This is a genomic window from Celeribacter sp., assembly GCF_048266405.1.
Classification (GTDB): Bacteria; Pseudomonadota; Alphaproteobacteria; order Rhodobacterales; family Rhodobacteraceae; genus Celeribacter.
Map to the genome: position 1 here is coordinate 500,825 of NZ_JBLWZO010000002.1, position 25,694 is coordinate 526,518.

28 protein-coding genes are annotated in these 25,694 nt (G+C 56.6%); 9 read left to right on the forward strand and 19 right to left on the reverse strand.

The window, feature by feature from the left end; genetic code table 11:
- Positions 1 to 107: 107 nt before the first annotated feature.
- The 8 genes from ACN0TS_RS07245 to ACN0TS_RS07280 form a co-directional block, all read right to left on the reverse strand.
- Positions 108 to 1,124, reverse strand: coding sequence for an O-antigen ligase family protein (locus ACN0TS_RS07245; protein ID WP_417258662.1), 1,017 nt, complete (start codon positions 1,122 to 1,124; stop codon positions 108 to 110).
- Between the two features lie 101 nt (positions 1,125 to 1,225).
- Positions 1,226 to 2,044, reverse strand: coding sequence for a glycosyltransferase family 2 protein (locus ACN0TS_RS07250; protein WP_417258663.1), 819 nt, complete (start codon positions 2,042 to 2,044; stop codon positions 1,226 to 1,228).
- Positions 2,041 to 2,907 carry a sulfotransferase domain-containing protein gene (locus tag ACN0TS_RS07255; protein ID WP_417258664.1) on the reverse strand — a complete coding sequence of 289 codons (867 nt, stop codon included), beginning with the start codon at positions 2,905 to 2,907 and terminating at the stop codon, positions 2,041 to 2,043. The genes ACN0TS_RS07250 and ACN0TS_RS07255 overlap by 4 nt, the downstream gene beginning before the upstream one ends.
- A gap of 2 nt (positions 2,908 to 2,909) precedes the next feature.
- Positions 2,910 to 4,172 carry a hypothetical protein gene (locus ACN0TS_RS07260; protein WP_417258665.1) on the reverse strand — a complete coding sequence of 421 codons (1,263 nt, stop codon included), beginning with the start codon at positions 4,170 to 4,172 and terminating at the stop codon, positions 2,910 to 2,912.
- Between the two features lie 218 nt (positions 4,173 to 4,390).
- A complete protein-coding gene (locus ACN0TS_RS07265; RefSeq protein ID WP_417258666.1) occupies positions 4,391 to 5,005 on the reverse strand; it encodes a sugar transferase in 615 nt (204 codons plus the stop codon).
- A gap of 3 nt (positions 5,006 to 5,008) precedes the next feature.
- A complete protein-coding gene (locus ACN0TS_RS07270; protein ID WP_417258667.1) occupies positions 5,009 to 6,163 on the reverse strand; it encodes a DegT/DnrJ/EryC1/StrS family aminotransferase in 1,155 nt (384 codons plus the stop codon).
- A gap of 479 nt (positions 6,164 to 6,642) precedes the next feature.
- The gene (locus ACN0TS_RS07275) at positions 6,643 to 7,947 is read right to left on the reverse strand and encodes a UDP-glucose dehydrogenase family protein (protein ID WP_417258668.1); all 1,305 of its coding nucleotides are present in this window, start codon (positions 7,945 to 7,947) and stop codon (positions 6,643 to 6,645) included.
- Positions 7,948 to 8,057: 110 nt separating this feature from the next.
- Positions 8,058 to 8,420 (reverse strand): MarR family EPS-associated transcriptional regulator, encoded by a 363-nt coding sequence (locus tag ACN0TS_RS07280; protein WP_417258669.1) that lies wholly within the window; start codon positions 8,418 to 8,420, stop codon positions 8,058 to 8,060.
- Positions 8,421 to 8,651: 231 nt separating this feature from the next.
- On the opposite strand from ACN0TS_RS07280, the gene nusG reads away from it, so the two are divergent.
- Complete coding sequence (gene nusG, locus ACN0TS_RS07285) at positions 8,652 to 9,170, forward strand: transcription termination/antitermination protein NusG (RefSeq protein WP_417258670.1); 519 nt, start codon at positions 8,652 to 8,654, stop codon at positions 9,168 to 9,170.
- Here nusG and ACN0TS_RS07290 read toward each other — a convergent pair.
- Positions 9,167 to 9,403 (reverse strand): hypothetical protein, encoded by a 237-nt coding sequence (locus tag ACN0TS_RS07290; RefSeq protein WP_417258671.1) that lies wholly within the window; start codon positions 9,401 to 9,403, stop codon positions 9,167 to 9,169. The genes nusG and ACN0TS_RS07290 overlap by 4 nt on opposite strands.
- A gap of 82 nt (positions 9,404 to 9,485) precedes the next feature.
- Positions 9,486 to 9,908, reverse strand: coding sequence for a helix-turn-helix domain-containing protein (locus ACN0TS_RS07295; RefSeq protein ID WP_417258672.1), 423 nt, complete (start codon positions 9,906 to 9,908; stop codon positions 9,486 to 9,488).
- Positions 9,909 to 10,275: 367 nt separating this feature from the next.
- Here ACN0TS_RS07295 and ACN0TS_RS07300 point away from each other — a divergent pair, with 367 nt between their 5' ends.
- On the forward strand, positions 10,276 to 11,334 hold the full coding sequence (locus ACN0TS_RS07300) for a tyrosine-type recombinase/integrase (RefSeq protein ID WP_417258673.1): 1,059 nt from the start codon (positions 10,276 to 10,278) through the stop codon (positions 11,332 to 11,334).
- A gap of 128 nt (positions 11,335 to 11,462) precedes the next feature.
- Here the strand turns inward: ACN0TS_RS07300 and ACN0TS_RS07305 are convergent, their stop codons facing one another.
- Positions 11,463 to 12,161, reverse strand: a complete 699-nt coding sequence (locus tag ACN0TS_RS07305) for a winged helix-turn-helix domain-containing protein (protein ID WP_417258674.1) — start codon at positions 12,159 to 12,161, stop codon at positions 11,463 to 11,465.
- On the reverse strand, positions 12,133 to 12,435 hold the full coding sequence (locus ACN0TS_RS07310; RefSeq protein WP_417258675.1) for a hypothetical protein: 303 nt from the start codon (positions 12,433 to 12,435) through the stop codon (positions 12,133 to 12,135). The genes ACN0TS_RS07305 and ACN0TS_RS07310 overlap by 29 nt, the downstream gene beginning before the upstream one ends.
- A gap of 172 nt (positions 12,436 to 12,607) precedes the next feature.
- Here ACN0TS_RS07310 and ACN0TS_RS07315 point away from each other — a divergent pair, with 172 nt between their 5' ends.
- The 3 genes from ACN0TS_RS07315 to ACN0TS_RS07325 all read left to right on the forward strand — a co-directional run bounded on the left by ACN0TS_RS07315 (position 12,608) and on the right by ACN0TS_RS07325 (position 15,080).
- Positions 12,608 to 13,087 (forward strand): hypothetical protein, encoded by a 480-nt coding sequence (locus tag ACN0TS_RS07315; RefSeq protein ID WP_417258676.1) that lies wholly within the window; start codon positions 12,608 to 12,610, stop codon positions 13,085 to 13,087.
- Positions 13,088 to 13,227: 140 nt separating this feature from the next.
- Complete coding sequence (locus ACN0TS_RS07320; protein ID WP_417258745.1) at positions 13,228 to 13,854, forward strand: ribonuclease HII; 627 nt, start codon at positions 13,228 to 13,230, stop codon at positions 13,852 to 13,854.
- Positions 13,855 to 13,979: 125 nt separating this feature from the next.
- A complete protein-coding gene (locus ACN0TS_RS07325; protein WP_417258677.1) occupies positions 13,980 to 15,080 on the forward strand; it encodes a site-specific DNA-methyltransferase in 1,101 nt (366 codons plus the stop codon).
- Between the two features lie 189 nt (positions 15,081 to 15,269).
- Here the strand turns inward: ACN0TS_RS07325 and ACN0TS_RS07330 are convergent, their stop codons facing one another.
- Positions 15,270 to 16,400: an alkane 1-monooxygenase gene (locus ACN0TS_RS07330; protein ID WP_417258678.1), complete on the reverse strand. Its 1,131-nt coding sequence runs from the start codon at positions 16,398 to 16,400 to the stop codon at positions 15,270 to 15,272.
- A 41-nt stretch (positions 16,401 to 16,441) separates the two neighbouring features.
- Entirely contained in the window at positions 16,442 to 17,500 is a 1,059-nt protein-coding gene (mutY, locus tag ACN0TS_RS07335) for an A/G-specific adenine glycosylase (protein WP_417258679.1), read from the reverse strand.
- Between the two features lie 151 nt (positions 17,501 to 17,651).
- Between mutY and ACN0TS_RS07340 the strand changes: the two genes are divergently transcribed.
- Together ACN0TS_RS07340 and ACN0TS_RS07345 are read left to right on the forward strand one after the other, a co-directional pair.
- Entirely contained in the window at positions 17,652 to 18,140 is a 489-nt protein-coding gene (locus ACN0TS_RS07340) for a DUF721 domain-containing protein (RefSeq protein ID WP_417258680.1), read from the forward strand.
- On the forward strand, positions 18,137 to 18,778 hold the full coding sequence (locus tag ACN0TS_RS07345) for a DsbA family protein (protein WP_417258681.1): 642 nt from the start codon (positions 18,137 to 18,139) through the stop codon (positions 18,776 to 18,778). The genes ACN0TS_RS07340 and ACN0TS_RS07345 overlap by 4 nt, the downstream gene beginning before the upstream one ends.
- Before the next feature lie 3 nt (positions 18,779 to 18,781).
- On the opposite strand, the gene lpxK is transcribed toward ACN0TS_RS07345, so the two are convergent.
- The 3 genes from lpxK to ACN0TS_RS07360 are packed head-to-tail and all read right to left on the reverse strand — an operon-like array spanning position 18,782 to position 21,317.
- Positions 18,782 to 19,774, reverse strand: coding sequence for a tetraacyldisaccharide 4'-kinase (lpxK, locus tag ACN0TS_RS07350; protein ID WP_417258682.1), 993 nt, complete (start codon positions 19,772 to 19,774; stop codon positions 18,782 to 18,784).
- A complete protein-coding gene (locus ACN0TS_RS07355; RefSeq protein ID WP_417258683.1) occupies positions 19,771 to 21,060 on the reverse strand; it encodes a 3-deoxy-D-manno-octulosonic acid transferase in 1,290 nt (429 codons plus the stop codon). Before ACN0TS_RS07355 ends, lpxK begins: the two co-directional genes overlap by 4 nt.
- Before the next feature lie 11 nt (positions 21,061 to 21,071).
- The gene (locus ACN0TS_RS07360) at positions 21,072 to 21,317 is read right to left on the reverse strand and encodes a DUF4170 domain-containing protein (protein WP_417258684.1); all 246 of its coding nucleotides are present in this window, start codon (positions 21,315 to 21,317) and stop codon (positions 21,072 to 21,074) included.
- Positions 21,318 to 21,491: 174 nt separating this feature from the next.
- On the opposite strand from ACN0TS_RS07360, the gene ACN0TS_RS07365 reads away from it, so the two are divergent.
- Complete coding sequence (locus ACN0TS_RS07365; RefSeq protein ID WP_417258685.1) at positions 21,492 to 22,298, forward strand: HAD-IIB family hydrolase; 807 nt, start codon at positions 21,492 to 21,494, stop codon at positions 22,296 to 22,298.
- Between the two features lie 3 nt (positions 22,299 to 22,301).
- A complete protein-coding gene (locus ACN0TS_RS07370; RefSeq protein ID WP_417258686.1) occupies positions 22,302 to 23,528 on the forward strand; it encodes a glycosyl transferase in 1,227 nt (408 codons plus the stop codon).
- Here ACN0TS_RS07370 and ACN0TS_RS07375 read toward each other — a convergent pair.
- Positions 23,513 to 24,301 (reverse strand): 3'(2'),5'-bisphosphate nucleotidase CysQ, encoded by a 789-nt coding sequence (locus ACN0TS_RS07375; RefSeq protein ID WP_417258687.1) that lies wholly within the window; start codon positions 24,299 to 24,301, stop codon positions 23,513 to 23,515. The genes ACN0TS_RS07370 and ACN0TS_RS07375 overlap by 16 nt on opposite strands.
- Positions 24,288 to 25,634: a TldD/PmbA family protein gene (locus ACN0TS_RS07380; RefSeq protein WP_417258688.1), complete on the reverse strand. Its 1,347-nt coding sequence runs from the start codon at positions 25,632 to 25,634 to the stop codon at positions 24,288 to 24,290. The genes ACN0TS_RS07375 and ACN0TS_RS07380 overlap by 14 nt, the downstream gene beginning before the upstream one ends.
- Positions 25,635 to 25,694: the final 60 nt, after the last annotated feature.

The following is a 25,694-nucleotide window of genomic DNA, read 5'->3' on the forward strand; positions in this document are numbered from 1 at the left end:
AATTTTAACGGATTTTTGAAACGCTCGGGCCACTTCCCTCTGCCTTGCTACATGACAGATTCAGTGCCAAGGCGCAATTTCGTTATGTCGGCAGGCTCGGTGATCAGTTATCGCCAGTTGTTGTCTCCTGGGACTGGCGTGCGCGTCTTCGCCGCGATCATTGCCGCGAGCAACACCCAGAGCAAGCCTGAGCGGATGCCATTGTGTGTGATACCGTAGAGAAACGGGCCGGAGAAGAAGGCAATATTTACGATGAGTGTGGAGCGGGAGAGGCAGCGGTAAAGAAAAAAGAGGAACAGCGAAAAACCAGTAATTCCGTAGGCGAAGAGCATGTTTCCGAAGGTGGAGTGCATTTCGTTCTGAAGCATGCTTTCGAACCGTCCAACTTTGTAGGCACCTTCGCCTGCGCCGAGGATGAGGTACTCCATGTTCAGCACCAGGCGGTCATAACCTCTCCCCGCGGCTGAGTCATCTCCTCCGATGCTGAGATTGCTGAACCTATCAATGACCAGTTCAGCGTAGCCAGTTTTCTGGACGTAGTAGTAGATGGCGCCAACGACAAGGGCGAAGATGACGATGGTTCTGACACGGGTGATCGAGTGCAGTGCGAACATTGCGAGCATGACGACCAACGAGGCGATTGCCGCCTTGGAGAAAGTCATCGCGACTAAAAACGATGCCGGCACGAGGGAGATGAACACCATCTTGTTGATTGGGCGGTGGCTGTTGAGCGCCACGACGACCGCGACAGCCGTGACAGCGAAATATCCAAGTTGGTTGGGGTTATTAAATGTTCCTATCTCACGGAAACCGTCATTGGGTATGGTCAGGGCGAGCGGCAATTGGAGGCACAACGCTATGATCACGGCCTTTTGCAGGAATTCTGACGCCTTGTCGTCCCGGCGCAATGATAGGACAGCGTAGGTGGCAAAGAAAAGATACGCGTTGAACACGTAGTAGAGGGAATACTTGATGAATCCTCCGTAGGGTGACGTGGCCTCGTAGTAGCCGTTTACCATCAAGGTCCAGAAAATGAAGGCCAAGAGGCTGCCGGCGGCAATCGACTGGCTCCGGATGGAACGGATGATGAGCCCGGATGCGTATACGACGCTTGACAGGATCATAAAATCAGATACCTGCGGCTGCCCACTTTCGAATATATAATAGGGAAAGAGGAACAGGTAGCCTGCAACGGACCAAAGTAGCAAGGTATCGCGACTAATTCTCATATCCGAGACTGGGATATTGTGGCCATCCAGGACAGCAGTACCCGCCTCACATGCCGCAGGAGCGACCAGAGGATAGCAATGACCTGAAGTAGACGCCCGGATATTCCGGGCGGATTATGGCGGGTGAGGTTGCGGAGTTGACCTTTCATCATTGCGCCAAGGTTTCCACTCAACCCACCCCTATGAAACGGCGGATTTACGCAGGCTGTTAGTGGCGCGGCAAGGAACAGGAGTTCCTCGTTTCGGTCGCGAATATAGCGAAGCCAGAAATCTTGATCCTCAGCATAGCGCAGCGCGGGATCGAAGCGAAGAGAGTTCTTGCGCAGGAGCACAGTCGGAGTCGGCACCTTGTTCTTGAAATATTGCGACGAATAGGTAATTTTTCGGATCTCCGGCGAGGGCCGCCTGTCGATGGATCCCGGATCGCGAGTGACCTTGTGGCCGCTGATTGAGGCCTTGGCGTTAGACATGGCCTCGCATTGCAGCGCCAACTTCCATGGCAGCCAAAAATCGTCCGAGTCGAGGAAGGCGACCCAGTCATGCTGAGCAGCGTCGATCCCCATGTTGCGCGCGACCGCCGCCCCTCCGTTCTGGTCCGTAGCCAAGATGCGCACGGGAACGTGCGTCGACCAGCTCGCCAGCTGCGCTTCAACACGCGCGCGCGAATCATCGGGTGAGCAATCGTCGACGATGATTATTTCTGCGGGCAGGGAGGTTTGCGCCAGCACCGATTGCACTGCGCGATTGATTGTGTCGCCACACCTGTAACAGGGAATTACAACGGAAACGTCTGACGGATGGCACCAATCTGTCATTTCATCCAGCCACTCAGGTCGCGGTTAATCAGCTTTTGGAGGCGCTCGATATCTGGCCGGAACAGCGCAGTTAGACGGTCGCGCGTGGACTCGGCCATTTCTTCGGGCTGCACTAGGTTCCGCTGTACGATTATCTCGCGCACGCGGGCTACACGGTGAGGCAGGATACGCTTGGCCACGCGCCGGAATCGGTTATTTCGGGCAAAAACGTAGGAGATTAGGCGGCTGCGATGTTCGCCGCTGCGATTGTGGATTTTCTCGGTCGAAATCTCGATCTCCTTGACACCAAGAAATGCGCAAATATCGTGCATGACGCTGGAGGAATCCTGCTTGAGATCTTCCATGGTGTAGATGCGGACCTGATCTTTGCCGAAAGTTTCGAGCCAGCGCCTAACACTGTCATAGTATAGCCCGCTCTTCAGGTAGTGGAAGCCGAAAGGTGCCTTTTGAGCGATCCGTTCGTCTTCGAGTGCCAGGGCGTCCTCGAATGAGACTTTTTCGTGAAAATCGCGGCGGTGGTGCCAATAGAGCGAATAGGCTCGGTCGCGAGGGTCACGAAGTAGGATCAGGATCTTTGCCTTGGGGTTGTGTCGGAATACCTCCTGCGGTGCGGTCTCGCTATAGAGATAGGCAGTCGATCCCTCTCCCCAAATCTGCCCGTCCTTTGCGTTGCGAAACAGGGACATGTAGCTCTCGAAATCGGGATACAGGCCGTACTTGATTTTCGGGCGCTGATCGCCGAAGAAGTGAGGCTCCTTGTCTCGTGGGAGGAATATCTCCGGGTGCGCTTTGAGGTGGCGGAACACTGATGTGGTACCCGACTTGGCCGCGCCGACGATAAAGAAATCAACTTTTCTATTCATGACTATAATTTTCCGTATTTCTTGATTGTAATGAAACAGGATAGGTTCCAAAATCCAGCGACAAAAACCGCAACGATCCCGATGCCGAGCATCCCCCAGACGGTTCCGAAGATCGCGCAGCCTAGCAGTTGCAGCACGACCGCCACGATCATAATCCGAACAAAGGGTTTCTCGAGATCTAGCTGGACCATAAACTGTCCAAAAGGAATCCCGTTCACGACGGCGGCGAGTGAGAAAACGATCAGCTCGGGGTAGTATTGTGTGAAGACAGAATTGAAGATCCCAAGGAACCACGAACCGAACAGGATGATCAATGCCATGAAGAGCCCACCGACGAGAAGCATCAAGCGCGAGGAAAAGCGGAACAGCGACCAGAGCGCCTCCTTGTCTTCGTTGAAGCGCGACATGCGTGGCGAGACAAGGGAGGACACGGTCGAAGTCAGGACCGTAAGGCCATAGGTGATGCGGATAATGACCGCATGTGCGGCGACGTCCGTTTCGCCTCCGAATACGGCAATTGATTTCACCGCAATAAAGCCGAGGGCGACGACAAGTGTGGTGGCGATTCCGACAGGCACGTAGTCCCAGAGCATCTTTTCGGGCTTGGCATGGATTTCGCCCTTAGCTCGCGCTGTGCGTGAATGGCGGAGAAAAATATATCCGATGATTGCACCGCCGAGGACCGCTATCATGAGCCTCCCGATCACGGGCGAATAGGCTATGAGCCAATGAGACCAGCCTGATGGCAGGACCGTCATGCTTGCGTAGATGAGTGCGAGGATGGCGAGGTTCGGAAGGAAAAACCTGATACAACTATGTATACTCTGGCGTTCCGAGGCGCGGTAGAACTCGATCGCTATAACGAGGAAGGTGAAGGCGACTAGTGAGATCGCGATGAGCGCCACCGTTAACAAATCGGCGCCGGTCATCGGTTCGAACACGGCAAGATAGATCACTAGAACCGGCAGCAGGACGGCAATCGGCAGGCATGCTGCGCGCAGCGAGTCACGAATGACGAGGATTTTGGCAACGGCACTTTCCTGCCGCGCCGCAAGTCGTAGTGAAATCGTGTCTAGCCCGAATTTCGAGGCGATCAGCCAAAATCCAGCCAGCGTTGTGAGCAGGTGGTAGGCCGCTAGCCCGTCGGTCTCCGATCCCTTGGCTAGCAAGAGGACGATCAAGAAAGACACCACGGTGCCAGCGATGCGCATCATGGCGGGGCCGAGCAGTTTTCGCAGCAAGCCGGAATGAGCCTGTCTAGTCATGTCTCAGTCCGATCCGACAACGATGCCTTGGGATTGGGCAAGTCGGAAGCTGAGCCCGATACTGGCACGGTAGTGCAACTCGCAACCCCAGATTATGGCATTGAGTACATACAGCAGGTGCGGCAGCACGGGGATGTGCCAATGCGCTAGTTGGGCCGAAAGCCGGAAGCCTCCGACCGCTATCCTGTTGTAGTGCAGCGGGAAGAGTCTGTTAGCTATCATTGAGAATCCTTATTATTATCCACTCCGATGATGCGGGCCAGCGTCTGTAGGATGATCTTGAGGTCATAGATCGTCGATTTTCTAGGGATGTAATCGCAGTAAATCGCGCCCTTACGCGGCACGATTACATCCCGGTAATAGGTCGCCGGGTCGCTTTGTGCGGCAAGCTCTGTTTCCTCATCGCGGAAAACGATGGAAGCGGTATCGGTAATGCCCGGGCGCACCGAAAGCATAGTTTGGCGCACGGTGTCGGAGTATAGCCCGATGAGCTCGGGCACTTCGGGACGGGGGCCGACGAAGGACATATCGCCGCGAATTACGTTGAAGAGCTGGGGAAGTTCGTCGATCTTAGATTTGCGAAGAATTCTGCCAACCGGCGTGATGCGGCTGTCGCCCGCGGCGGTGACCAGGGAGGCGCCATCGCACGGCTTGGCCGTCATCGAGCGGAATTTCAGGATCTCGAACAATTCCCCGTCACGGCCGACGCGTTCCTGGCGGAACAGGACCGGGCCGGGCGACATGATCGCCACCAGTAATGCGCTCACGATGATGATCGGGAAGAGCGCTACAATGCCGAACAGGGCGAGCAGTATTTCAAGCGGTCGGGGCACGATCTATCCCTTTAAACAGTTCCGTAGCACTTCGACGACGCGGTCTTGTTGGGCGTCGGTCATGCCCGGAAAAAGTGGCAGCGAGAGCGTCGTATCGAAATGTTCGTCTGCGACGGGAAAGCTATCCTGCGGCGAAACGAATTTCTCGGCCCAGTAGGACATCTGGTGCAGAGGGCGATAATGGACCGAGAAGCCAATCTTTGCCTTGGAGAATGCCGCCGCAAGTTCGTTACGGCTAACAGGCGCCTCGCGCTTCACGCGGATTGGGAAGATGTGCCAGGCATGGGCGTCCTCATTCGGTCCGGGGGCGGGCAAGTAGAGCGGCAAGTCGGCGAGCCTTTCGAGATAGCTCACGGCCCGCGCATGGCGCAGGTCGCGAGCAGTGTCGGCTTTCTTTAGCTGTTCGATACCCATCGCCGCAGCGATATCTGTCATGTTATATTTGAATCCCGGGGCGATAACGTCGTATTGCCAGGAGCTTGTGCGGAACCTTTCGGACACGTCTCGGTCGATGCCGTGTGTGCGCATGACGCGCATGCGCTTGGCCAGATCCGGGTCGCGGGTCGCCACAGCTCCACCCTCGCCGGTCGTTATGGTCTTGTTGGCGTAGAAGCTGAAGACTGTCGCCGCCGACTCAAAGGCACCGATGCGCTTATCGCCCTGTGACGCAGATAAAGCATGGGCGGCGTCTTCGATCAGGTGCAGATTGTGGCGCGCCGCGAGATCGCCGAGCTCGTTCATGTTACAAGGCAGGCCGGCGAAGTGAACTGGCATGATTGCGCGGCTCTTGTTTGTGACCTTGGCTTCTGCAGCTGCCAGATCAATGTTGAGGGTCTGCGGGTCGACATCGACGAAGACCGGCACTGCACCGAGGTAGCGTACCACCTCGGCCGTCGCCGTGAATGTCAATGTCGGCAGCAATACCTCGTCGCCCGGGCCGATCCCCACGGCATCGAGCGCGAGGTGCAGGCCTGCTGTCGCCGAGTTCACTGTCACGACCTCCACCCCAGGGCCAACATAGGCCGCGAGAGCTTCTTCGAACTTGCGGCAACGCGGCCCCGACGTGAGCCAGTGCGACTGAATCGTATCGAGAACAGCGTTAGCTTCAGTGCTATCTGTGAACGGGATGAAAAAAGGTACGGGTTCAGTATTTGGCATTCGGGTCCTCCAGCTTCGAAATGGTATCATATTCAAGATACCATTTCGCCAAACGTGGTACATTGGCCATAAATTTCGTTTTCGTTATAAAATGGGTCAGCCGTTGAAGGATGGTCACATCGGTTCAAGCCGCGGGCACATCGCCTGCCCGCATCGGAATGTAATTGCGGATCGCCTCGATGTCGAGCTTGTCCTCGATCGGAGTTGCCGATATTCACTAGGCGGAACGTCGCACCACCATATCCCACCGCGGTTGTAGTTGTTGACGAGGAGGCTCATAGCTAAATTGAATAATGGTATAGTGGCACCTCCTCTCACCACAAGGTCCATAGACGGGAAAGAGTCGGAACATTGTTGTAGGTAGCCGTAGTAGTAGTCCGTCATGTCATCTAAGCCACCAACTCTCAAACCTTCCTACAATATGAGCCTCGTCAGGTGAAAGCCAATGAACCCGCCGGTTCCAGTAATGAAAGCTGTTCTCAACGTCCTACTCCTATGTAGTTCTTGAAGCCGGCCGATCTTGCCGCGCCCTCGTCGTAGATGTTACGTAGATCAGCCATGGCTGGTTCGGTCATGCCGGATGCTAGCCGAGCAAGGTCAAGCGCGCGAAAGGCGTTCCACTCGGTTAAGATTACGATTGCGTCTGCTCCATCGCCGGCCAAGTAGGGGTCTTGAATCCAATCTACTCCCGGCAGCAAGGCTTCGCCCTCCTTGCGACCTTGTGGATCTACGACCCGCACCTTGGCTCCGCTGCCTACGAGAGCCGGCACGATCGTTAAGGCTGGCGCATCGCGCATGTCGTCGGTTTCGGGTTTGAATGTGACGCCAAGCACAGCGATGGTTTTGCCGTTGACCGATCCACCGCAGAGATCGATTACCTTGTCGATCATTCTACGTTTGGTCGTATCGTTGACCGTGATAGCCGACTCAACGATGCGTTGAGGTACGCCGTGCTCTTGTCCCATCCGTGTCAGTGCCGAGGTGTCTTTGGGAAAGCAGGAGCCTCCATAACCAGGGCCTGCATGGAGAAACTTGTTGCCGATGCGCCCATCCAGCCCCATGCCGCGCGCAACGGACTTTACGTCGGCGCCGACTCGCTCGCACAGGGCCGCGATATCGTTAATGAAACTGATTTTGGTCGCGAGAAAGGCATTCGCCGCGTACTTGATCATTTCGGCTGTCTCTAGGTCTGTATAGATGATCGGGAAGTCGCGCAGATAAAGCGGACGATAGATGTCGCCCATCACTGATTGCGCGCGATCACTTTCAACGCCAACGACAACACGATCGGGTTTCATGAAGTCTTCGATCGCCGCTCCTTCGCGCAGGAATTCGGGGTTCGATGCGACATCGAAAATGGCGTTTGGATTGGCCGCGCGTATCGTTTCGGCGACCTTGCGGTTGGTCCCGAGGGGCACGGTCGACTTGGTTACGACGACGGTATAGTCGGTAAGCGCATGTGCGATGTCTTCAGCTGCCGCCATCACATAGCTCAGATCCGCGTGGCCGTCGCCTCGTCGGGTTGGAGTTCCGACCGCAATAAAAACCGCATCCGCGCCTGCAACGGCTGATGCCAAATCAGTTGTGAAAGTTAGACGTCCCGCGGTGACATTGCGCTCAAGAACGGCGTCGAGACCTGGTTCGTAGATTGGTACTTCGCCCCGTTCAAGCATAGTGATCTTTTCGGGCAACTTGTCGACACAGACGATGTCATGCCCGAAATCGGAGAAGCATACGCCTGATACAAGACCTACATAGCCGGTTCCAATCATTGCAATTTTCATTTTGGGGATATCCTGTGTCGTCGCAAACTAGTATTGTTACTTATGTTCGATTGCTTTGTGTGTTTAGCGGGATGATTTTTATGCCGAAGGTAATGCGATTGGCTTTTAGGTTAATCGCGTTCGTGTGCGGGTTCAGACCCGCGTGCAGGTAATTCGTTCCGAAGCGTCTCAATCTCTTCCCTAAGAGCTACATACTCCGCCACCTTCCGCGCCAAGAATGACCTTGTCAGCGCAGCTTTTTGCGCAATCCCCTTTGGTGTCAAAATATACGCATATCGCCGTTTGTCCTTCGCCGCCGTGAAGTTCCCTAATTTCACGAGCCCTTTATCCACGAGCGCATTGAGCACGTAGTTCATTCGCCCCACGCTCACGCCCACTGCTTTTGCTAGGTCGCGCTGCGACATTTCAGGGTTTTCCTGAAGGAGTCGAAGGATGCGAAAATACATATCTTCCTGAAGTTGGGAGCGTGTCATATGGCTGTGGTCTTGGCAGGCTACCGCACTAGAGCTGCCTGAGCGGCGCTCCGTGAGAAATTAGCTGGCGTGACGAGTAGATGTTCCATCGTTCAAATTTGAGCAGTAGCGAATGATTAATAAACAGGCAACCGTAAAAATCGCGGTTTAGGACTAAGGTGCGATGTCGTTGATGTTGCAATTGTTCGAAATTGAACGATACATGGCGTCGTGGTTGTTAAGGGGTGTGGAATGACACGGAATGTCGTTGATAAAGAGATGAGTTGGTTCTTGGCTCAGTTGAAGCCGAACAGCGCGCAGATTGCAAAACGCAATCTCGAACGGCAGGGGTTTGAGACGTTTCTCCCTCTCGAAGAGACCACACAGCAGCGGTCAGGCAGGTTTGTGACCGCGCGGCGCCCCCTTTTCCCTGGCTACATCTTTGTCGCGTTCAATGCCGTGCAGGGGTGTTGGCGAGCGATCAATTCAACGCAAGGCATCACGCGGTTGGTGAGCTTTGGTCGCGCGCCAGCACCAGTGCCGGGCGGGCTGGTGAATGGGTTAAAGGCGCGGTGCGACAGTATGGGCAAACTGGTCGCGGCGTCCGTTCTCGCGACGGGAGACGCCGTGACGTTCACCAAAGGCCCATTCTCCGATTTTGTCGGTGAGGTCGAGAAAATAGACGCGGATCGCCGTGTTTGGGTCTTGATGGATCTCATGGGGGCGCAAACACGTGTCAAAGCCGATGAGGCACAGTTGCGGGCGGTTTAGTGTGCCGTTTCGCTGCCCTGCGCCACCTTTGCCAACCTCATCGACATAAAGCCGAGCGTCATCACCGCGCCAGACAGAATGAGGAGCAGGAGGCCTGACACTGCCGTTCCGAGGATCTGGAGCGCGTCGAGCCATGTGTAGTTTTGGCCTGTTTCGGCAAGTATGTTAAGGCGCACAAATCCCGCGCTATAGAGCAAGACTGTCGCGACGAAGAGTGTGGAAAGTGGCTGCATAGGATCGATTACTTGACGGCGCGCGCGGTCCAGAGTTGCGCGTCTAATCTGCTGCCATTGTTTGCTTGGTTCATTCACACTCTTACTCCCTTACCAATTCAATCCATGTGTGCACGTCGTCGTCGGAGACTTCGCGACCCTCGACGTGCGACTGATACCAACGCGCGACGATTGCGCCGCGTTTTTCGCTTTTGATTTTTATGCCTTCTGATGTGAGGTGCTGATCGAGCTCGGTCTCGATACGCTTTAGGGCGTCGAAGTCATGCGCCGTGCGGATGGCTTTGGTGCCCATAAGCACCCATGCAATGTCGACATCAAAGCTGTCGCCTAAGGCAACAAGCGCTTCGACCGGTAATCCGCGCTGGCCCTTTTCGTAGCTGTGATAAGCGCGGTGCGACACACCGAGAGCATCGGCAAGCGCAGTTTGGGTAAGGCCAATTTCGTTGCGCACGATCGCCAGTCGAGCGCCCATAGCAACAAACACACTTTTAGAATCTCGTGACATGCACGGTTTCCTGTTGACGAGACTGTATTTACGCGCGAGACTGCACAAAATGACAGTATTTTACATTCTAATCCATCTGATCACGTCAGATGGTGCGGGACAAGCGATTCCATGCGGAACGCGAATCTAGGTTTAACGAGGAAAGGCGGTTCACAATGGCTGAAGTCGAAGCACCAGAAGGCTCCCAGATCCTTGCGTTGGGCAAGACTCCGACACAGTGGGTTGAGGTCATGGCGGGCATGGGCATTGATGTTTCCGAGCGCACGTTGCGAGAGCGCGCCAATGCGACAGGGGCATTTTATCGTCTCGGGCGCACCATGCTCATCACGCCTGCGCAGATCGATGCCATTTTCGAAGGAGGTCCGTCATGCCACTCGAAATCTACAAACGTGGGAATTATTTCTGGGCGAAAGGCTGGGTCGAATACAACGGCAGGCCAATCGCCGGTCCATACCGGCGCAGCACTAAGGCATCTACAGAAGCAGGCGCACGGGACTGGATAACGCGCGAGACCGAGTTCCAAATCCGTCGGTATCTCATTGGCGACGAGGTCAATATGACCTTCGCGGACGCGATCATGCTCTACAAGGCATCACCGGTCGCCGCGAAGCAACTGATCCCCATCGTTGAAGAGATCGGCCATCTGTCATTGGGTGCGATTACTGGTGCGCGCCTCAAAAGCCTTGGCCCCAAGCTGAAACCTAAGGCTTGCACAGATACGTGGTGGCGTGAGATTGTGACGCCCGCGCGTGCGGTCATCAATAACGCGCACGAGCTGGAGGGCACGCCGCTCATTCGCGTGAAGGCTTACGACAAATTTGAACGGATTGCGCAGGACAAGTTTCGAGGCAAGCCAAGCCGTGTCGAACGCATGCCGTCGGACAAGAACTGGGTGGAGGCATTTTGTGCCGCCGCTGATCCTTACAATGCGGCTTTGTTGCGGTTCATGTTCGAGACTGCCGCCCGTATCGATCAGGCGACCTCGCTTGAGCCTGATGATCTGCGTCCCTCCGAAAATCAGGTGAGGCTGAAAGCGCAGAAAGGGCATCCCGATGAGTGGATCACTGTCTCACCGCAGATGATGCAGGAAATGTGCGCGCTCAGGCCCAAGCAGCCGAAGAACCGCAAGACGGGAAAGTTCATGAAAGCGCGGGTGTTTGGCTATGGCAGTCCGACTGGATACTCCAAGCGTTGGCGGACAATCTGCAAGCGTGCGGGCATTCCCTATTTGTCAGCGCACCGCGCGGGACGGCATGGGTTCTTCACCGAGCTTGTGGTGCGTCAAGGGATTGATCCCGTGACCGCAGCCAAAGCAGGCCGCTGGTCGGACCCGAATTTGCCGATGCGGATCTATGCCCATGCCGAGACGGACGAGGCCGATGTACGGGCGCTATTCAGAACGCGTACGGTACAAAATGACCACTAAAATGCATTCAACTATTTGAAAAACAACAAGGACAAGCGCAATGAAATACACCCTCCTAAGGGGCAGGTTACTGGTTCGAATCCAGTCGGGATCACCATTTCGATTGGACGCTTGCGGGCTGAATAGCCCTACACCATCTCGATGACGTCTTTTGAGACGGAGAGGACGTAGCCTTTGCGGGCGACGTTTTTCACCAACATTTCGCTGACCATTTGATTGCCGAGCGTGTCGCGTAGGCGTTTGATGCGTGTGGCGCCTGCGGCTTCGTCGCAGTCGGACACCAAGCGCCCCGAGATCATCGCTTCAATCTCTGCGCCCGAGAGCATATCGCCGTCGAGACGGGCTTCGGCGAGGATCGACATGGTTTCCATCGCGGCGGGGGTCAGTTGAAATGCCATGTCGTTGAGGTAGACGGCGTTCTCGGCGCGGGAGATTTGCAAGCTCGACACCTGCATCCCTGCGCGTTCAATCTCGCTCATGCGGCGGTTCATGGCGATGATGGTCACCACAAATACCAAAGATGCAACGAGCAACGCTGTGGCGAAAATCAACAGCACGAAGATCACCATGCGGTAGCTTGTCAGCGTGTCGGAAAAGGCCGTGCCCGATTGCGCGAGGATTTCGAGCAGTTTGATCTGTGCGTTTGTGGTCAGATCGTTCTCGACAAAGATGCGCTCCACCCGTGCGTTGAACGCATTGGCATCGGGCAGGTTTGCGAACAGGAAGGCCGCAGCCGCAAGCAGGATGACCACAATCGCCCCGACGCCAAGCGCCACAACCCGCGCGGATCGCGCACTATCAGTATTTGAGGAAAAACGCGCCAGCACTGTCTTTCAGAGCCTCCAGTTCGGTTTCGTCGACCATTGCGGCAATCGTCAAAAGAATCCACCCGTCTTTCGCAAGACGTGGGGCAAGCACCGTCGCTGCGGCGTCTTTTGAACACGCGGCATCGGGGACTTCCGCCACACCGAAATGAAGCTTCAACGGGTTTTCCCGCTTTGCCTTATAAGAGACGTAGCACTCCGCCTGCGCGATAGCGGGCAAGAGCGCGATGAGGCCAGTGGCCATCCCGATACGGGCGATTTTAATGAGGCGTGTCATGCCCACATCCTTGGGCAAAAACCGCGTGTTATTCAATAACAAAGCCCGCCTTTATGCCTGCTATCCAATATCACGCGGCTGATATTGAGCGATTTTGCGGATCTGGCCCAAAAGTGATCCATCACCGACGCATCCTGTCCCGTGTCGGTCACGTCACATAAAGGAACACCAGATGAGACATACCAAATTCACCGCAGGCCTCATGGCGTTTTCAATCTCCGTTGCAGCCTATGCCGCTCCCGCCCGCGCAGGTGACGAGGACGTTGCCCGCGCAGTTGGCGGACTTCTGACCCTGTTTGTTGTCGGCAAGCTCATCCACGAGTCGAATAAATCGTCCACGCCCGTGGCCGCCCCACAGCCGACCCACAAACCGCACAACAATAAAGGTCATAATGGTCCGTCCCGTCACAAGGCGCAGCCCTATTCCCATTTCGACATTCCCGCACAATGTGTTGTGAAGGTCGATCGCCGTCATGGTGCGGATACGTCGATTGCCGTTGAACGGTGCCTTGATAAAACCCGCCGCTCCAACGCGCCCCTGCCAAAGCGGTGCGAAACGGATATCCGCGCCAAAAGCGGAACGGTCGAAGGTTATGACATGAGCTGTCTGGGACGCTTTGGTTATAAGGTTGCCGACAACCGCCGCCATTAACACATACCCTGACACATCCTATACGCGGCACTCATGTCCCCATGGGTCGCGTCACTCGGGCGGGAGGTTTCATGCGGACCTTCCGCCTCTTTTCCAACCTGTTTCTTGCCATTCCCACCGCGATGGGGTTTCACAGGTCTATGGTAAAAACAGCTCCAGACTATTCATTTGAAACTCAAGCCGCCGCGCGGGGCTATGGCCGTATCGTCGGTGTGGATGAGGTGGGGCGTGGCCCGCTCGCCGGTCCCGTCACTGCCTGCGCCGTTTGGCTCAACCCTGATCGTATCCCCGAGGGGTTGAACGACAGTAAGGCGCTCACCGAAAAACGCCGAATCGCACTTTACGATCAGATCATGGAGGTGGCGGATGTCTCTATTGCCTCCTGTTCGGTCGAGGAGATCGACGAGATCAATATTCTACAGGCGTCCTTGCGGGCGATGGAGCGTGCGGTTGCAGGTCTTAAAGTGCCCGCTGACTATGTTCTTGTCGACGGGAACAAGATTCCCCCCGCCTTTGGCCTAGATGCCGAAGCCATCGTCAAAGGCGACGCGCGATCCGTGTCGATTGCGGCGGCCTCAATCGTTGCGAAAACATGGCGTGATCGGCTGATGGTGGATTTAGCGCAACAGCATCCAGGTTATGGATGGGAGAAAAACGCGGGCTATGGGACAAAATTGCATCTAGAGGGACTCCGAAATCTTGGGGTGACCCCACACCATAGACGTTCGTTCAAGCCCATACACAACATCTTGTATCAAGATAAATAACTAAGTGACTGATTCAAAAAAGAAATTGACCGGGAATCAACTTTGACTCATCTTTGTCCTCATAAAACGACGCCGAAAACGGTGCGGTAACGATGCCCCATAAGGGGCACGATAAGAGGCAGAGTATGACGACTAAAACACGTGAGGCAGCCAAAGAGCTGCCGCTAAACCAGATTCTTGGTGGCGATTGCATTGAGATCATGAACAGCCTTCCCGAAGGCTCGGTTGATCTGATCTTCGCAGATCCTCCCTATAACCTTCAGTTGCGCGGTGACCTGCATCGTCCTGACAACTCCAAAGTCGACGCAGTTGATGACTCATGGGACCAGTTCGACAGCTTCAAGGTTTATGACAATTTCACCCGTGCTTGGCTTGCCGCCGCGCGCCGTATTCTCAAACCGAATGGCGCGATCTGGGCGATTGGCTCCTATCACAACGTCTATCGCATGGGCGCCGAGCTTCAGAACCAAGGCTTCTGGATTCTCAACGATGTGGTCTGGCGCAAGTCCAACCCGATGCCCAACTTCCGTGGCAAGCGGTTCACCAATGCCCACGAGACGATCATCTGGGCATCGAAAAACGAGGCCGCCAAATACACCTTTAACTATGAGGCGCTCAAGGCGCTGAACGAAGGCATCCAGATGCGCTCGGATTGGGTCTTGCCAATTTGTAACGGTGGCGAACGCCTCAAAAACGAAGATGGCGAAAAGGCACACCCAACGCAAAAACCCGAAAGCCTGCTGCACCGTATTCTGGTTGGTACGACCAACCCCGGTGATGTGGTGCTTGATCCGTTCTTCGGGACGGGGACAACGGGCGCGGTTGCGAAAATGCTTGGCCGTGAGTTCATCGGCATCGAGCGCGAAGAGAAGTATCGCAAGGTTGCTCAGAAACGTATCGATTCCGTGCGCAAGTTCGACAAGGACGCGCTGCATGTTTCGACCTCGAAACGCGCCGAGCCACGCGTGCCGTTTGGCCAGTTGGTCGAGCGCGGCATGTTGCGCCCGGGTGAGGAGCTTTACTCGCTCAACGGTCGCCAGAAGGCAAAGGTCCGTGCCGACGGCACGCTCGTTGCCAATGATGTGAAAGGCTCGATCCATCAGGTCGGCGCACATCTAGAGGGCGCGCCTTCGTGCAACGGATGGACCTATTGGACGTTTAAACGCGATGGGCAACAGGTGCCGATTGACGTGCTGCGTCAGCAAATCCGCGCGGAGATGAACTAGCCCCCGCGGCCCTCATAACATTCGGCATCCGCCATTTTGCCCGACGCAAGTCCGACAGAGATCAGACGCGTCATTTGCGGGTGCCGAAATGCGAATTTTTCACCAGAATACCGCCAGGTGCCTGTGGTCTGACTTCCACGGCATCAACTTATGCCCCGCCTTTTGGCGGGGCCTTTTTTTGTCTGGCAGTTAAAGTTCAGGAAGCGGATTGCGACCGTATTTGTAGTCGTCCCAATCCTCGATGTCAGGATAGTATTGTTCGCGCCACGCCCGCACTTTCGGGTTCATAATGCGACGCCACAGCGGTGGGACCATCGCGGCAAAAGCGATCACGGTGTAGCCACGTGGAAGCTGTGGCGCATCGGTTTTGTCGTAGTTTTGCAGCAGGGGGAAACGGCGATCCGGTTTGTAGTGGTGGTCCGAATGGCGCTGCAAATTGATCAGCAACCAATTGGTCGCCATATGCGCGGCGTTCCAACTATGATGGGGTTTGACGTGTTCATATTTGCCGTCCCCGAGGTGGCGGCGCGTGAGCCCGTAATGCTCGATGTAGTTGGTCAATTCCAACTGCCAGATTGCGACAATGGCTTGCCAGAACAACAGCAACAGCCCCGTCACACCTCCAAGCAGCACAGCCAGAATCATCATCAAAATCTGGAGCGTCCAATAGCGGAAATGCGGATTGCGCGGGTGCCACGGCGACAGGCCGCGACGGGCCAACATCGCCGCTTCCGCCCGCCATGCCGAGCGAGGGCATTCGCGCAGAACGCGGAAGAAATACCGGTGGAACCCCTCGTTATAAAGCGCCGTCACCGCATCGCGCCGCGTGCCGACATGGACATGGTGGACAAGCAAATGCTCAGAGCGGAAATGGGAGTAGAGAACCGAAGCCAACAGCAGATCGGCAAGCCATCGTTCCATCGTATTGCGTTGGTGCATCAGCTCATGGGAATACACGATCCCGATGGTTCCTGACGACACGCCGAGGCCAAAGAACAGGACAATGGTGGCCAGTGTGGACAGGTGATCGGTGTGGGTGACAAAATAGATTAACCCAAAGATGTTCACGAACTGCAACGGGAACCAGATCAGCGTGACCAACCGATACCAGAATAACTCCTGTTCAGGCGTTTCGGGATCAGGGTTGTCGAGGTTCAGACCCAGTACGGCGTCCAGAGCCGCGAACAGATACCACGCGTAGAGTGGCACAAGGGTCGTCCACCAACCGCCTTTCACCGCGCCAATCCATAACAGGGGAACGATCCCAAGCGACAACCAGAAGGGTATCGCGTTTCGAGTAGAAATCTTGGCCATATTCATCTCGGCACCTCGTAATGTCACGTCACCGTGGTTTCTACCGCTTAATTGTCGAAGATTGCTTGAGAAAGATCAAATGCCTTTCGCATCAGGGTCGGCAAGTCGGAGGGCCGAAAGTCTGAATGATGCAGTAAAACGGCATGTTGTGGCGCCGTGACGGGATGTGACACATGCACACGCAAGATCAGATGGAAGTGGGTGAAGGTGTGGCGGATCGCGCCAATATCCTGCCATTCGGCATCAAAGGGCGGGCGGTCAGATGGCGCGTCGCTCCACTCCGAAGTGGGCCAACCCAGCATCCCGCCGAGAAGCCCCTTTTCGGGCCGTGTCTCCAACACCCATTCTTTCGCCGCTGTGCGTGAGACATAGATATGGCCCAAGCGCACAGGCTTGGGTTTCTTCGGCAGTTTCTTGGGTAGATCGGCAGCCACGCCTTCACGGCGGGCACGGCAATTCTCGCTGAGAGGGCAAATGCCGCAACTGGGTGATTTCGGTGTGCAAACCGTTGCCCCCAAATCCATGACCGCTTGCGCATAATCGCCTGCGCGGTGTTTGGGGGTGAGGCGCGTGGCTAAGGCCATCAGTTCGGGCTTTGAGGTCGGAAGCGGTGTCTCTACTCGATATAGCCGCGACATCACGCGTTCTACATTGCCGTCCAAAATGGTCTCGGGCGCATCAAAGGCAATCGCGGAGAGGGCTGATGCCGTGTAAGGCCCAATTCCAGGGAGGGTCAAAAGTGTGGCGTGATCATTGGGAAACACGCCGCCGTGATCCGCGACTATCACCCGCGCACATTTGAGCAGATTGCGGGCGCGGGCGTAGTATCCGAGCCCTGCCCATTCGGCCATAACCGCGTCGTCGGGAGCGGCGGCCAGATCCTGCACCGTTGGCCACAGCGCGGTGAAACGTTCGAAATAGGACTTCACCGCCGCAACAGTTGTCTGTTGCAGCATGATCTCGGAGAGCCACACCCGGTAAGGGTCGGGTGTGACGCCATTCGCGCGATCTTGGGGGGAGACACGCCACGGCAAATCGCGCGCATGAGTGTCGTACCACGCCAAAAGCGTGTCGGCGATTTCAATACATTTCAATTCGTCACGCAATGTTTAGCATCCGTCATCGGCTTTCTACTGGTGCAGGGCGTCGGGACCACTACAATAGGGCGCAGGGCCAAAGAGGCCAGATGGAGACTTGGAAAATACGATGGCAGCTAAATCGGGTAAAACATTCGCACGGAGACGAAAGGGGTTCGAGATGACCTCTGGTCTTTTGCAGTCGCGAATCCGAGCAGCAACCGAGGCCCGCGGATTTTCCGAGACGCGGTTGTTGACTCATTGGCCCGAGGTGGTCGGTGAGCAAACCGCCGCGATGGCCCGCCCGATCAAGGTATCCTATGCCAAGGGTGGGTTTGGCGCGACGCTGACGCTTTTGACGACGGGTGCATTTGCCCCAATGTTACAAGCCGAGTTGCCCAAAATCCGTGACCGCGTGAATGCGGTTTACGGATTTAGTGCCATCAGCCGTATTCATATTACACAGACTGCGCCCACGGGTTTTGCCGCGGGTCGCGTTCAATTCGAAACGACGAAAAAAGACACAAAACCCGCCCTTGATCCAAAGTTGGTTCATGAGGCGCATGAGATGTCGACGGGTGTCCATGACGAGGGATTGCGCGCTGCGCTTGAAAAACTCGGGGCAAACGTCCTAACCAAAAACGCCAACCAATCAAAGGTGGACCCATGAATAGACGTACTTTCCTTACCACAACCGCATTCGCTACGGTTGGCATGATGTCGGGCTTTGCTCTGCCGAGCTTTGCACAAGAAACAGAGAAGGCAGAGCCAGCTACCATTGTGGTGCCTGATTTGACGATGGGTGATGCAGATGCGCCGATCGAGATCATCGAATACGCGTCCTATACATGTCCGCATTGCGCAAATTTTCATGGGTCTGTCTTTAAACCTCTGAAAGCAGACTACATCGATACCGGAAAAGTGAAATTCGTCTACCGCGAAGCCTACTTTGACAAGTTTGGCCTCTGGGCGGCAATGGTGGCACGTTGTGGTGGAGCAATGCGCTACTTCGGTATTCAAAGCCTGCTTTATGAGCAGCAAACAGAGTGGCTTGCCGGTGGTAAAGATGCGATGCTGATCGTCGAAAACCTGCGCAAGATCGGTAAAACGGCGGGGCTGTCCGATGCCGAACTGGATGCCTGCATGAACAATGGCGAAATGGCGCTGGCAATGATCGATAAATCCGAGAAAGAGGCTGAGGCGGATGAGATCAATGCGACGCCGACCCTCGTCATTGATGGCGTGAAACACTCCAACATGTCCTACGCAGATCTCAAGAAAATTCTGGACAAAAAACTGGCTGAATAAGCCTTATTCCAGTCCGAGCCGAGCGAGGATGCCGTCGAGAACCGACCAATCCTCGCTCGTTAAGCGCACGGGCAGGGTGACAACCTTTTGGCGAAAGGCGCGGGGCAAACGCACCGCGTCTTTTTCCGTTGTGACCATCTGTGCGCCCAAGGCGAGGGCCTCGATCTCCAATCGTGTCATCAGCTGCGTCGACAAGGGTTGATGGTCGCTCAAGGCTTCGGCACGAAGGAGATTCGCTCCGAGGCCTTTCAGTGTGGCAAAGAACTTCTCGGGATGGCCAATTCCTGCGAAGGCCAGAACGGGTTGGTCGACCCAATCAAAGCCCGTTTGCAAGGGGGTCAGCGCGGCGCTCAGGCGCGGGACCGTCACCGCATTGGACCAAAGAGCGGAAAAGCGCTCTTGCGCTATCGCGTCTCCAATCGAGATGACTGCATCGGCGCGTGCAAGGCCGCGTGAGATCGGTTCGCGAAGTGGCCCTGCGGGTATGACCCGCCCGTTGCCAAATCCGCGATGTGCATCGACAACGACGAAGGTCGCGTTTTTCTCAACACTGCCATTTTGCATTCCGTCATCAAGGAGAATGACATCTGCACCGTCCTCTTGCGCGGCACGGACGCCTGCGGCGCGATCCTTGGAGATCCATGCGGGGGTGAATGCGGCAATCAGCAACGGTTCATCACCGACTTGGTCCGCGCTGTGGCGGCGCTCGTCGACACGTACAGGGCCATCGAGCGATCCGCCATAGCCGCGTGATACAACGTGTACCGACTTTCCGCGCTCTATGAGACGTTGGGCCAGAGCGATGACCGTCGGTGTTTTGCCTGTCCCACCAGCATTGATGTTGCCGATACAAATGACGGGAACGGATGCTTTGAGCCCGCTTTTTGCGACGCGACGAGCGGTTTGGTCTGCATAGATTGCGCCAAGAGGTGCCAGAACGCGAGCGGCAAGGCCCGGGCGGTCGGCAGGATTTGACCAGAATTTTGGCTCTTTCATGCGTCCATCGCCTCCCGTAGATCGAGGAGATCATGGAGCAGGTCGGCGGTGCGAGTCGAGACTTCCGCCCCTGATGACATCACCGTCCACGCCGCATTTGCGGCCAATGCGGAGGCATCGGGGGCCAGAAAGGCGCGAACGGCATCGCTCAAGTCACTGTCCGAGCGCACCATTCGTGTGGCGCCTGCTGCCGCCAAGCGGGCATAGGCATTTTCGTGATGAAACACATGTGGGCCGTGGACAATCGCCGAGCCGTAACCCGCCGCATCATTGGGGGAAATCCCACCATCCTTCGTCAGGGACGAGCCAAGAAAACTTGTCGGGGCGGCGCGATACCACAGGGCGCTTTCGTCTATTTCCGAGTCAGCAATGAGGACTTGGACCTCTTCGCTCACGGGGGTGTGGTTGTTGCGGTGGGCGACGCGCAGTCCTGCGCTGGCGGCCTGTTTCTCAAAGGTGTCTTGGGCTGCCGCATCCTTGAATGTTGCGATCAGCAAAAGACGGTGGGCATGGCGCATGACGGTTGTGTGGGATTTGATCACATCGGTAGCTTCGCCCGCAGACAGGCAGGCGGCAAACCACGTCGGGCGCGTTCCAATGTCTTGGGACAGTTCCACAAATCCGTGTTCCTCGAACCGATGCGACAGTGACCCTTCCTCAAGGGGGCCGACCACGTCGATCCGTTGTTCATTCACGCCCATACGAAGCCATGTTGTGGCATCGTTGTTATTGCTCGCGATGACATGATCGAACTGGGACAGGGTGGACTGGCGCAGTGACGGGAGAATAAACCGCGCGTCGAATTCGTGGGCGCACTCAGGGGCGGCAATGGCTACGCTCGGGATGCGGGCCTCTTGTACATGCCAGAGAAGTGACGGGCGAAACCCGTCTCCGACCCAGCCCAGAACGGTTGGAGACCAGTGGTCCAAAAAGCGTCTGACGACCATCACGCATTCCTCGGGAAGCGGCATATGGATGACGTTATTGAGGCGATCCATCTGTTCCGGAAGCGGGTCTGTCGTGGTTAGAAGGCAGGACAGATCAGGGCGTTCGTCGCGCAGTGTATCCAATAATTCGAGGGTTGCGGTAACGGAACGCGTACGCGCGACATGAAACCAGATCAATTCTCCCGCAGGACGCGGAGGCAAGGCTCGGGCAAGCCTGCAGTCAACGCCGTCTTGGGAGAGAACGCCAGAGGACTGAAGTCGCTTTAGCCGCTTGACGGCTTGCGATTCCGAGCGTGCGGTTGTGGCGAGATAGACGCGAAGAGATGTTGGTTTGGCCACGCGGCCGATCCTTAGGAATCAAGCTCTTCGGTAGAGCTCGCGGCGACTTCTTCGTCACGCAACCGATGGAGGTGAGCGATGAAGTAGCGCATGTGGGCGTTGTCGACGGTGCGTTGAGCCTCGGACTTCCACGCCGCATGTGCGGATTCGTAGTCAGGGAAAATGCCGACAACGTGGATGTCATCTGTATTGCGGAATGTCGTTTTGGTCGGGTCGACCAGTTCGCCACCGAAAACGAGGTGCAGTCGTTGAGCCATGATGTCCTCCGTCGGGTCATTGCGGGTGCACCCTATCCGATCCAGTTGGGCGGTCAAGACGATCCGGTGGCGGCGCGCGGGCGTCTGCCTAAAAAATGCGCAACGTCTCATTTATGAGGCTGAATTGTGCCGCTAGCTGTTTCTCTTGTTGGCGAGAGCGGTCAGTATTGATCCATGAGTTCAGATAACCCTATCACGCCCGCACTGATCGTGTTTTCCGATCTTGATGGGACACTCCTTGATCATGACACCTACGATTGGTCTGCGGCGATCCCTGCATTGGAGCGGATGAAAACCTTGGGTGTGCCTTTGGTGTTGGCGAGTTCGAAAACGGCGTTTGAACTTTACGAATTGCGGGCCGCGATGGGGTTTGCGGATGCTCCTGCTATTGTCGAAAACGGGGCGGGGTTGCTTCCTGCTGATGGGAAGCCGCGCGAGGATGCCAAGGTCTATAATGCGCTTCTCTCGGCGCTTGCTGATGTTCCATCCGCTTTGCGAAAGCATTTTCGCGGGTTCTCTGAGTGGACCACGTCGCAGGTCGCACGTGAAACAGGTTTGTCGCAGGCCGAGGCGGCCCTTGCCGCAAAGCGTCAGTTTTCTGAACCGGGACATTGGATCGGAAGCGAGGACCAACTGTCCGACTTTCTTGCGGCTCTTGCGGAGCGTGGGATTGTCGCACGGCGCGGCGGGCGGTTTCTCACGCTGTCCTTTGGCGCGACGAAGGCGGATCGTGTTGCGGAAATTACTCGTAGCTACGACCTGAAGCCCGTGACAATGGCGCTCGGCGACGCGCCCAACGATGTGGAAATGATCGCGGTGGCGGACTTTGGTGTGATCGTCGCAAACCCGCATGGCGCCCCGTTGCCTGCGATGGCGGGTGAAGCCACAGGGCAGATCACTCGAACCACAGATGCGGGCCCTGTCGGGTGGAATAAAAGCGTGTTGGCACGCATGGAACAAATTTACGGAGTAAAGAGGTGACTCATGGCTGATTTTCATCAAGGCGGACACGTCGCGACATTGCACAACCTGCGACACAACACGGCGGAGGATCTTGCGCGTGAACTGAACATCTTTGCGTCGAACCGAAAAATCACCCTTATCCTTCCGTCCCTCTTTTCTGAACTGGAGGGCGAGGCCCTGCCCGCGATTATTGACGAGTTGAACAAGGTGGATTTCATCCACCGGATCGTCATCGGTTTGGACCGTGCTGATGAGGCCCAATACCGCTATGCGCGAAAGTTCTTTTCCAGACTGAAGGCGGATCACGTGGTGCTGTGGAATGACGGCCCACGTCTTCGGGCGGTAGATGCGCGGTTGCGCGAATTGGAATTGTCACCCGCCGAACCTGGGAAGGGGCGCAATGTCTGGTTTTGTATGGGCTATACAATCGCGCGGGCGGATAGCGCGGTTGTGGCGGTCCATGATTGTGATGTTGTGACCTATTCGGCCGATATGCTGGCGCGGTTGGTCTATCCCGTCACCAATCCGAATTTCCCCTACCAGATGTCGAAAGGATTCTATCCGCGTGTGGCGGATGGCAAGTTGAACGGCCGTGTGTCGCGCCTCTTGGTCTCGCCGATGTTGGCTGCTTTGCGAAAGGTGCTTGGGCCGCGTGAGTATCTCGATTTCCTGTCGGATTTTCGCTACCCGCTCGCGGGGGAATTTGCCATGCGGACGTCGATCCTTCCCGATATGCGCATTCCGTCTGATTGGGGATTGGAGATCGGTCTGCTGTCTGAGGCTTGGCGCAATCTGAGCCCGCGTGCCGTGTGTCAGGTCGAGATTTCGGACCGCTACGATCACAAGCACCAAGACCTCAGTGAAGAGGATGCGAACCAAGGGCTGTCGCGGATGTCCGTGGATATCTGTAAGGCGCTCTACCGCAAGCTCGCCGCTGATGGCACGGTGTTTTCCGAGGAGATTTTCCGCTCGATCAAAGCCACTTATTACCGTGACGGATTGGATCTGATTGAAACCTATTTCAATGATGCACGGATGAACGGGCTGCATGTGGATCGCCATGTCGAGGAACGTGCGGTGGAACTGTTTGCCTCGAACATCATGCGGGCGGGGCAGGTGTTTTTGGACAACCCAATGGAGACGCCATTCATCCCGAACTGGAGCCGCGTTCACGCCGCCGATCCCGATCTTGTTGCCAATCTGGTTCAGGCTGTATCAGAGGATATGGCGGACTATGAGGAGCGTTGAGTGAGGCGTTCAAGGATGGCGTTTGAAAGCGCCGCGCTGCCCGCGACAAGGCCATCAATTGCGGGGTGAGGTTGGTTGAACAGAGGGCGCGCTCCCGTGCGATCCGTGACCACGCCGCCTGCTTCTTCCATGATCAAAACCCCTGCGGCCACGTCCCATTCCCATGTCGGGCGCAAAGTGAGCATTGCGTCATAACGGCCTTGTGCCACAAGCGCGAGACGGTAGGCCAGTGACGGGCGGAATTTGTGGTCGAACAAGGGGGGGAGACCCTGCCAATGCTCAGCGGCCAGAATGCCCTTTTTCATCAAAACGCGCGCTCCGTCCAAGGTGCCGCACTGGCCAACGTGAATCGGCTCACCATTCAATGTCGCGCCGCCGCCTTTGGTCGCCGCAAACAGGCGGTCGCGTAGCGGCAGGTAGACGACGGCCGCAATCGGTTCGCCGAGTTCAACAATGGCCAGTGAGTGCGCCCAATTTGTATCGCCTTGGATAAAGCTGCGCGTGCCATCAATGGGATCGACGATCACCACACGCTCTTTGGTCAGGCGGGCGTCGGTGTCGGTGGTCTCCTCGGAGAGCCATCCATAGGTCGGACGCTCTGCCGCAAAGCGATCACGGAGATAGCGGTCAACGGCCAAGTCCGCCTCCGTCACGGGGCCTGCGCCGTTGCCTTTGTCCCATACTTCGGGGTTCGATTTCCAAAACGGTGTGGCCAAGCGCCCCGCCTCGCGGGCGGCGTCGATCAGCAATGCGAGGTCATCAGTCACCGGCAAGGGTCATTCCTTCGACCAGAAGCGAGGGCACCACGGTGCTCAGGTGCGTGCGGGCATCGTTTGCGGGAATGATCGTGGCGAGCATGTCGCGCAGATTGCCCGCGATGGTGCATTCATTCACGGCATAGGCGATCTCGCCGTTTTCGACCCAAAAGCCTGCCGCGCCGCGTGAATAGTCGCCCGTCGTGGGGTTGATGGTCGAGCCGATCATCGAGGTGACGAGCAGGCCCGTTCCCATATCGGCGATTAACTCGTCTCGGCTCTTCGTGCCCTGCGTCAGGCTTACATTGGACAGCGATGGGGAGGGCGGGGATGACACGCCCCGCGAGGCATTTGCGGTGCTTTGCATGTCCAGTTTGCGGGCGGATGCGAGGTCAAGTGTCCAGCCCATGAGGCGTCCGTTTTCAACTATCGCCCGTTCCTTGGTGGGCAATCCTTCTCCATCAAACAGACGCGAGGCGGTGACGCGTTTGCGGTGCGGTTGTTCCATAATGGACAGGTTCGCAGGCAAGACGAACTCACCCATAGCATCGCGCAGCCAGCTTGAGCCGCGAGCAATCGAAGCGCCGTTCACCGCAGCGAGTAAATGTCCGATCAGTGAAGACGAGATGCGTTCATCGTACAAAACAGGGTAGCTGCCCGTCTTCGGCTTGCGTGCGCCGATACGGTCCACGGTGCGTTGGCCTGCGAGCGTGCCGATGTCCTCGGGTGTGGGCAGGTCGGTTTGGAACACCCGTGACTCGCCGCAGTAATCACGCTCCATGTCGGCGCCTTCGCCCGCAATGGCCACGCAGGAGGTCATACGGTCGGAGCGCATGTAACTGCCTTCAAACCCGTTTGAGGCGGCCATCTGGATGCGGCGACGGCCATAGGCGGCGGAAGCGGATTGGACTTGGCTTACGCCGTCAACGGCCAAGGCCGCAGCTTCTGCGCGGGCCGCGTCCTCTTGGAGCGCGGCGGGGCTTGGCTCGTCTGTCGGATCGTAGAGTTCCAGAACAGAGGTGTCGCGGTCTTGGGCCAACTGGCTCTCATCCGCCAGACCGATATAAGGATCTTCGGGTGCCATGCGGGCCATCGCAACCGCCCGCTCGGCCATTGTCGTGAGCGTTTCCTCACGGGTGTCCGACGCCGAAACACTGGCTTGTCGTTTCCCGATCAAAACACGCAAGCCGATATCGACGCCCTCGGAGCGCTCTGCATGTTCCAGCGCGCCTGCACGCACGTTGATGGACACAGATGTGCCATCCACCGCAACCACATCCGCCTCTTGTGCGCCTGCGCGCTGCGCTGCATCCAAAAGCTGTGCGGCCAGTGCCGAGAGGTCTTGCGCCATGTCATTTCCTTTGTCTCGTTTGGATAGAGGACTTAAGCCGCATGGCTCGGTCTCGCAAGG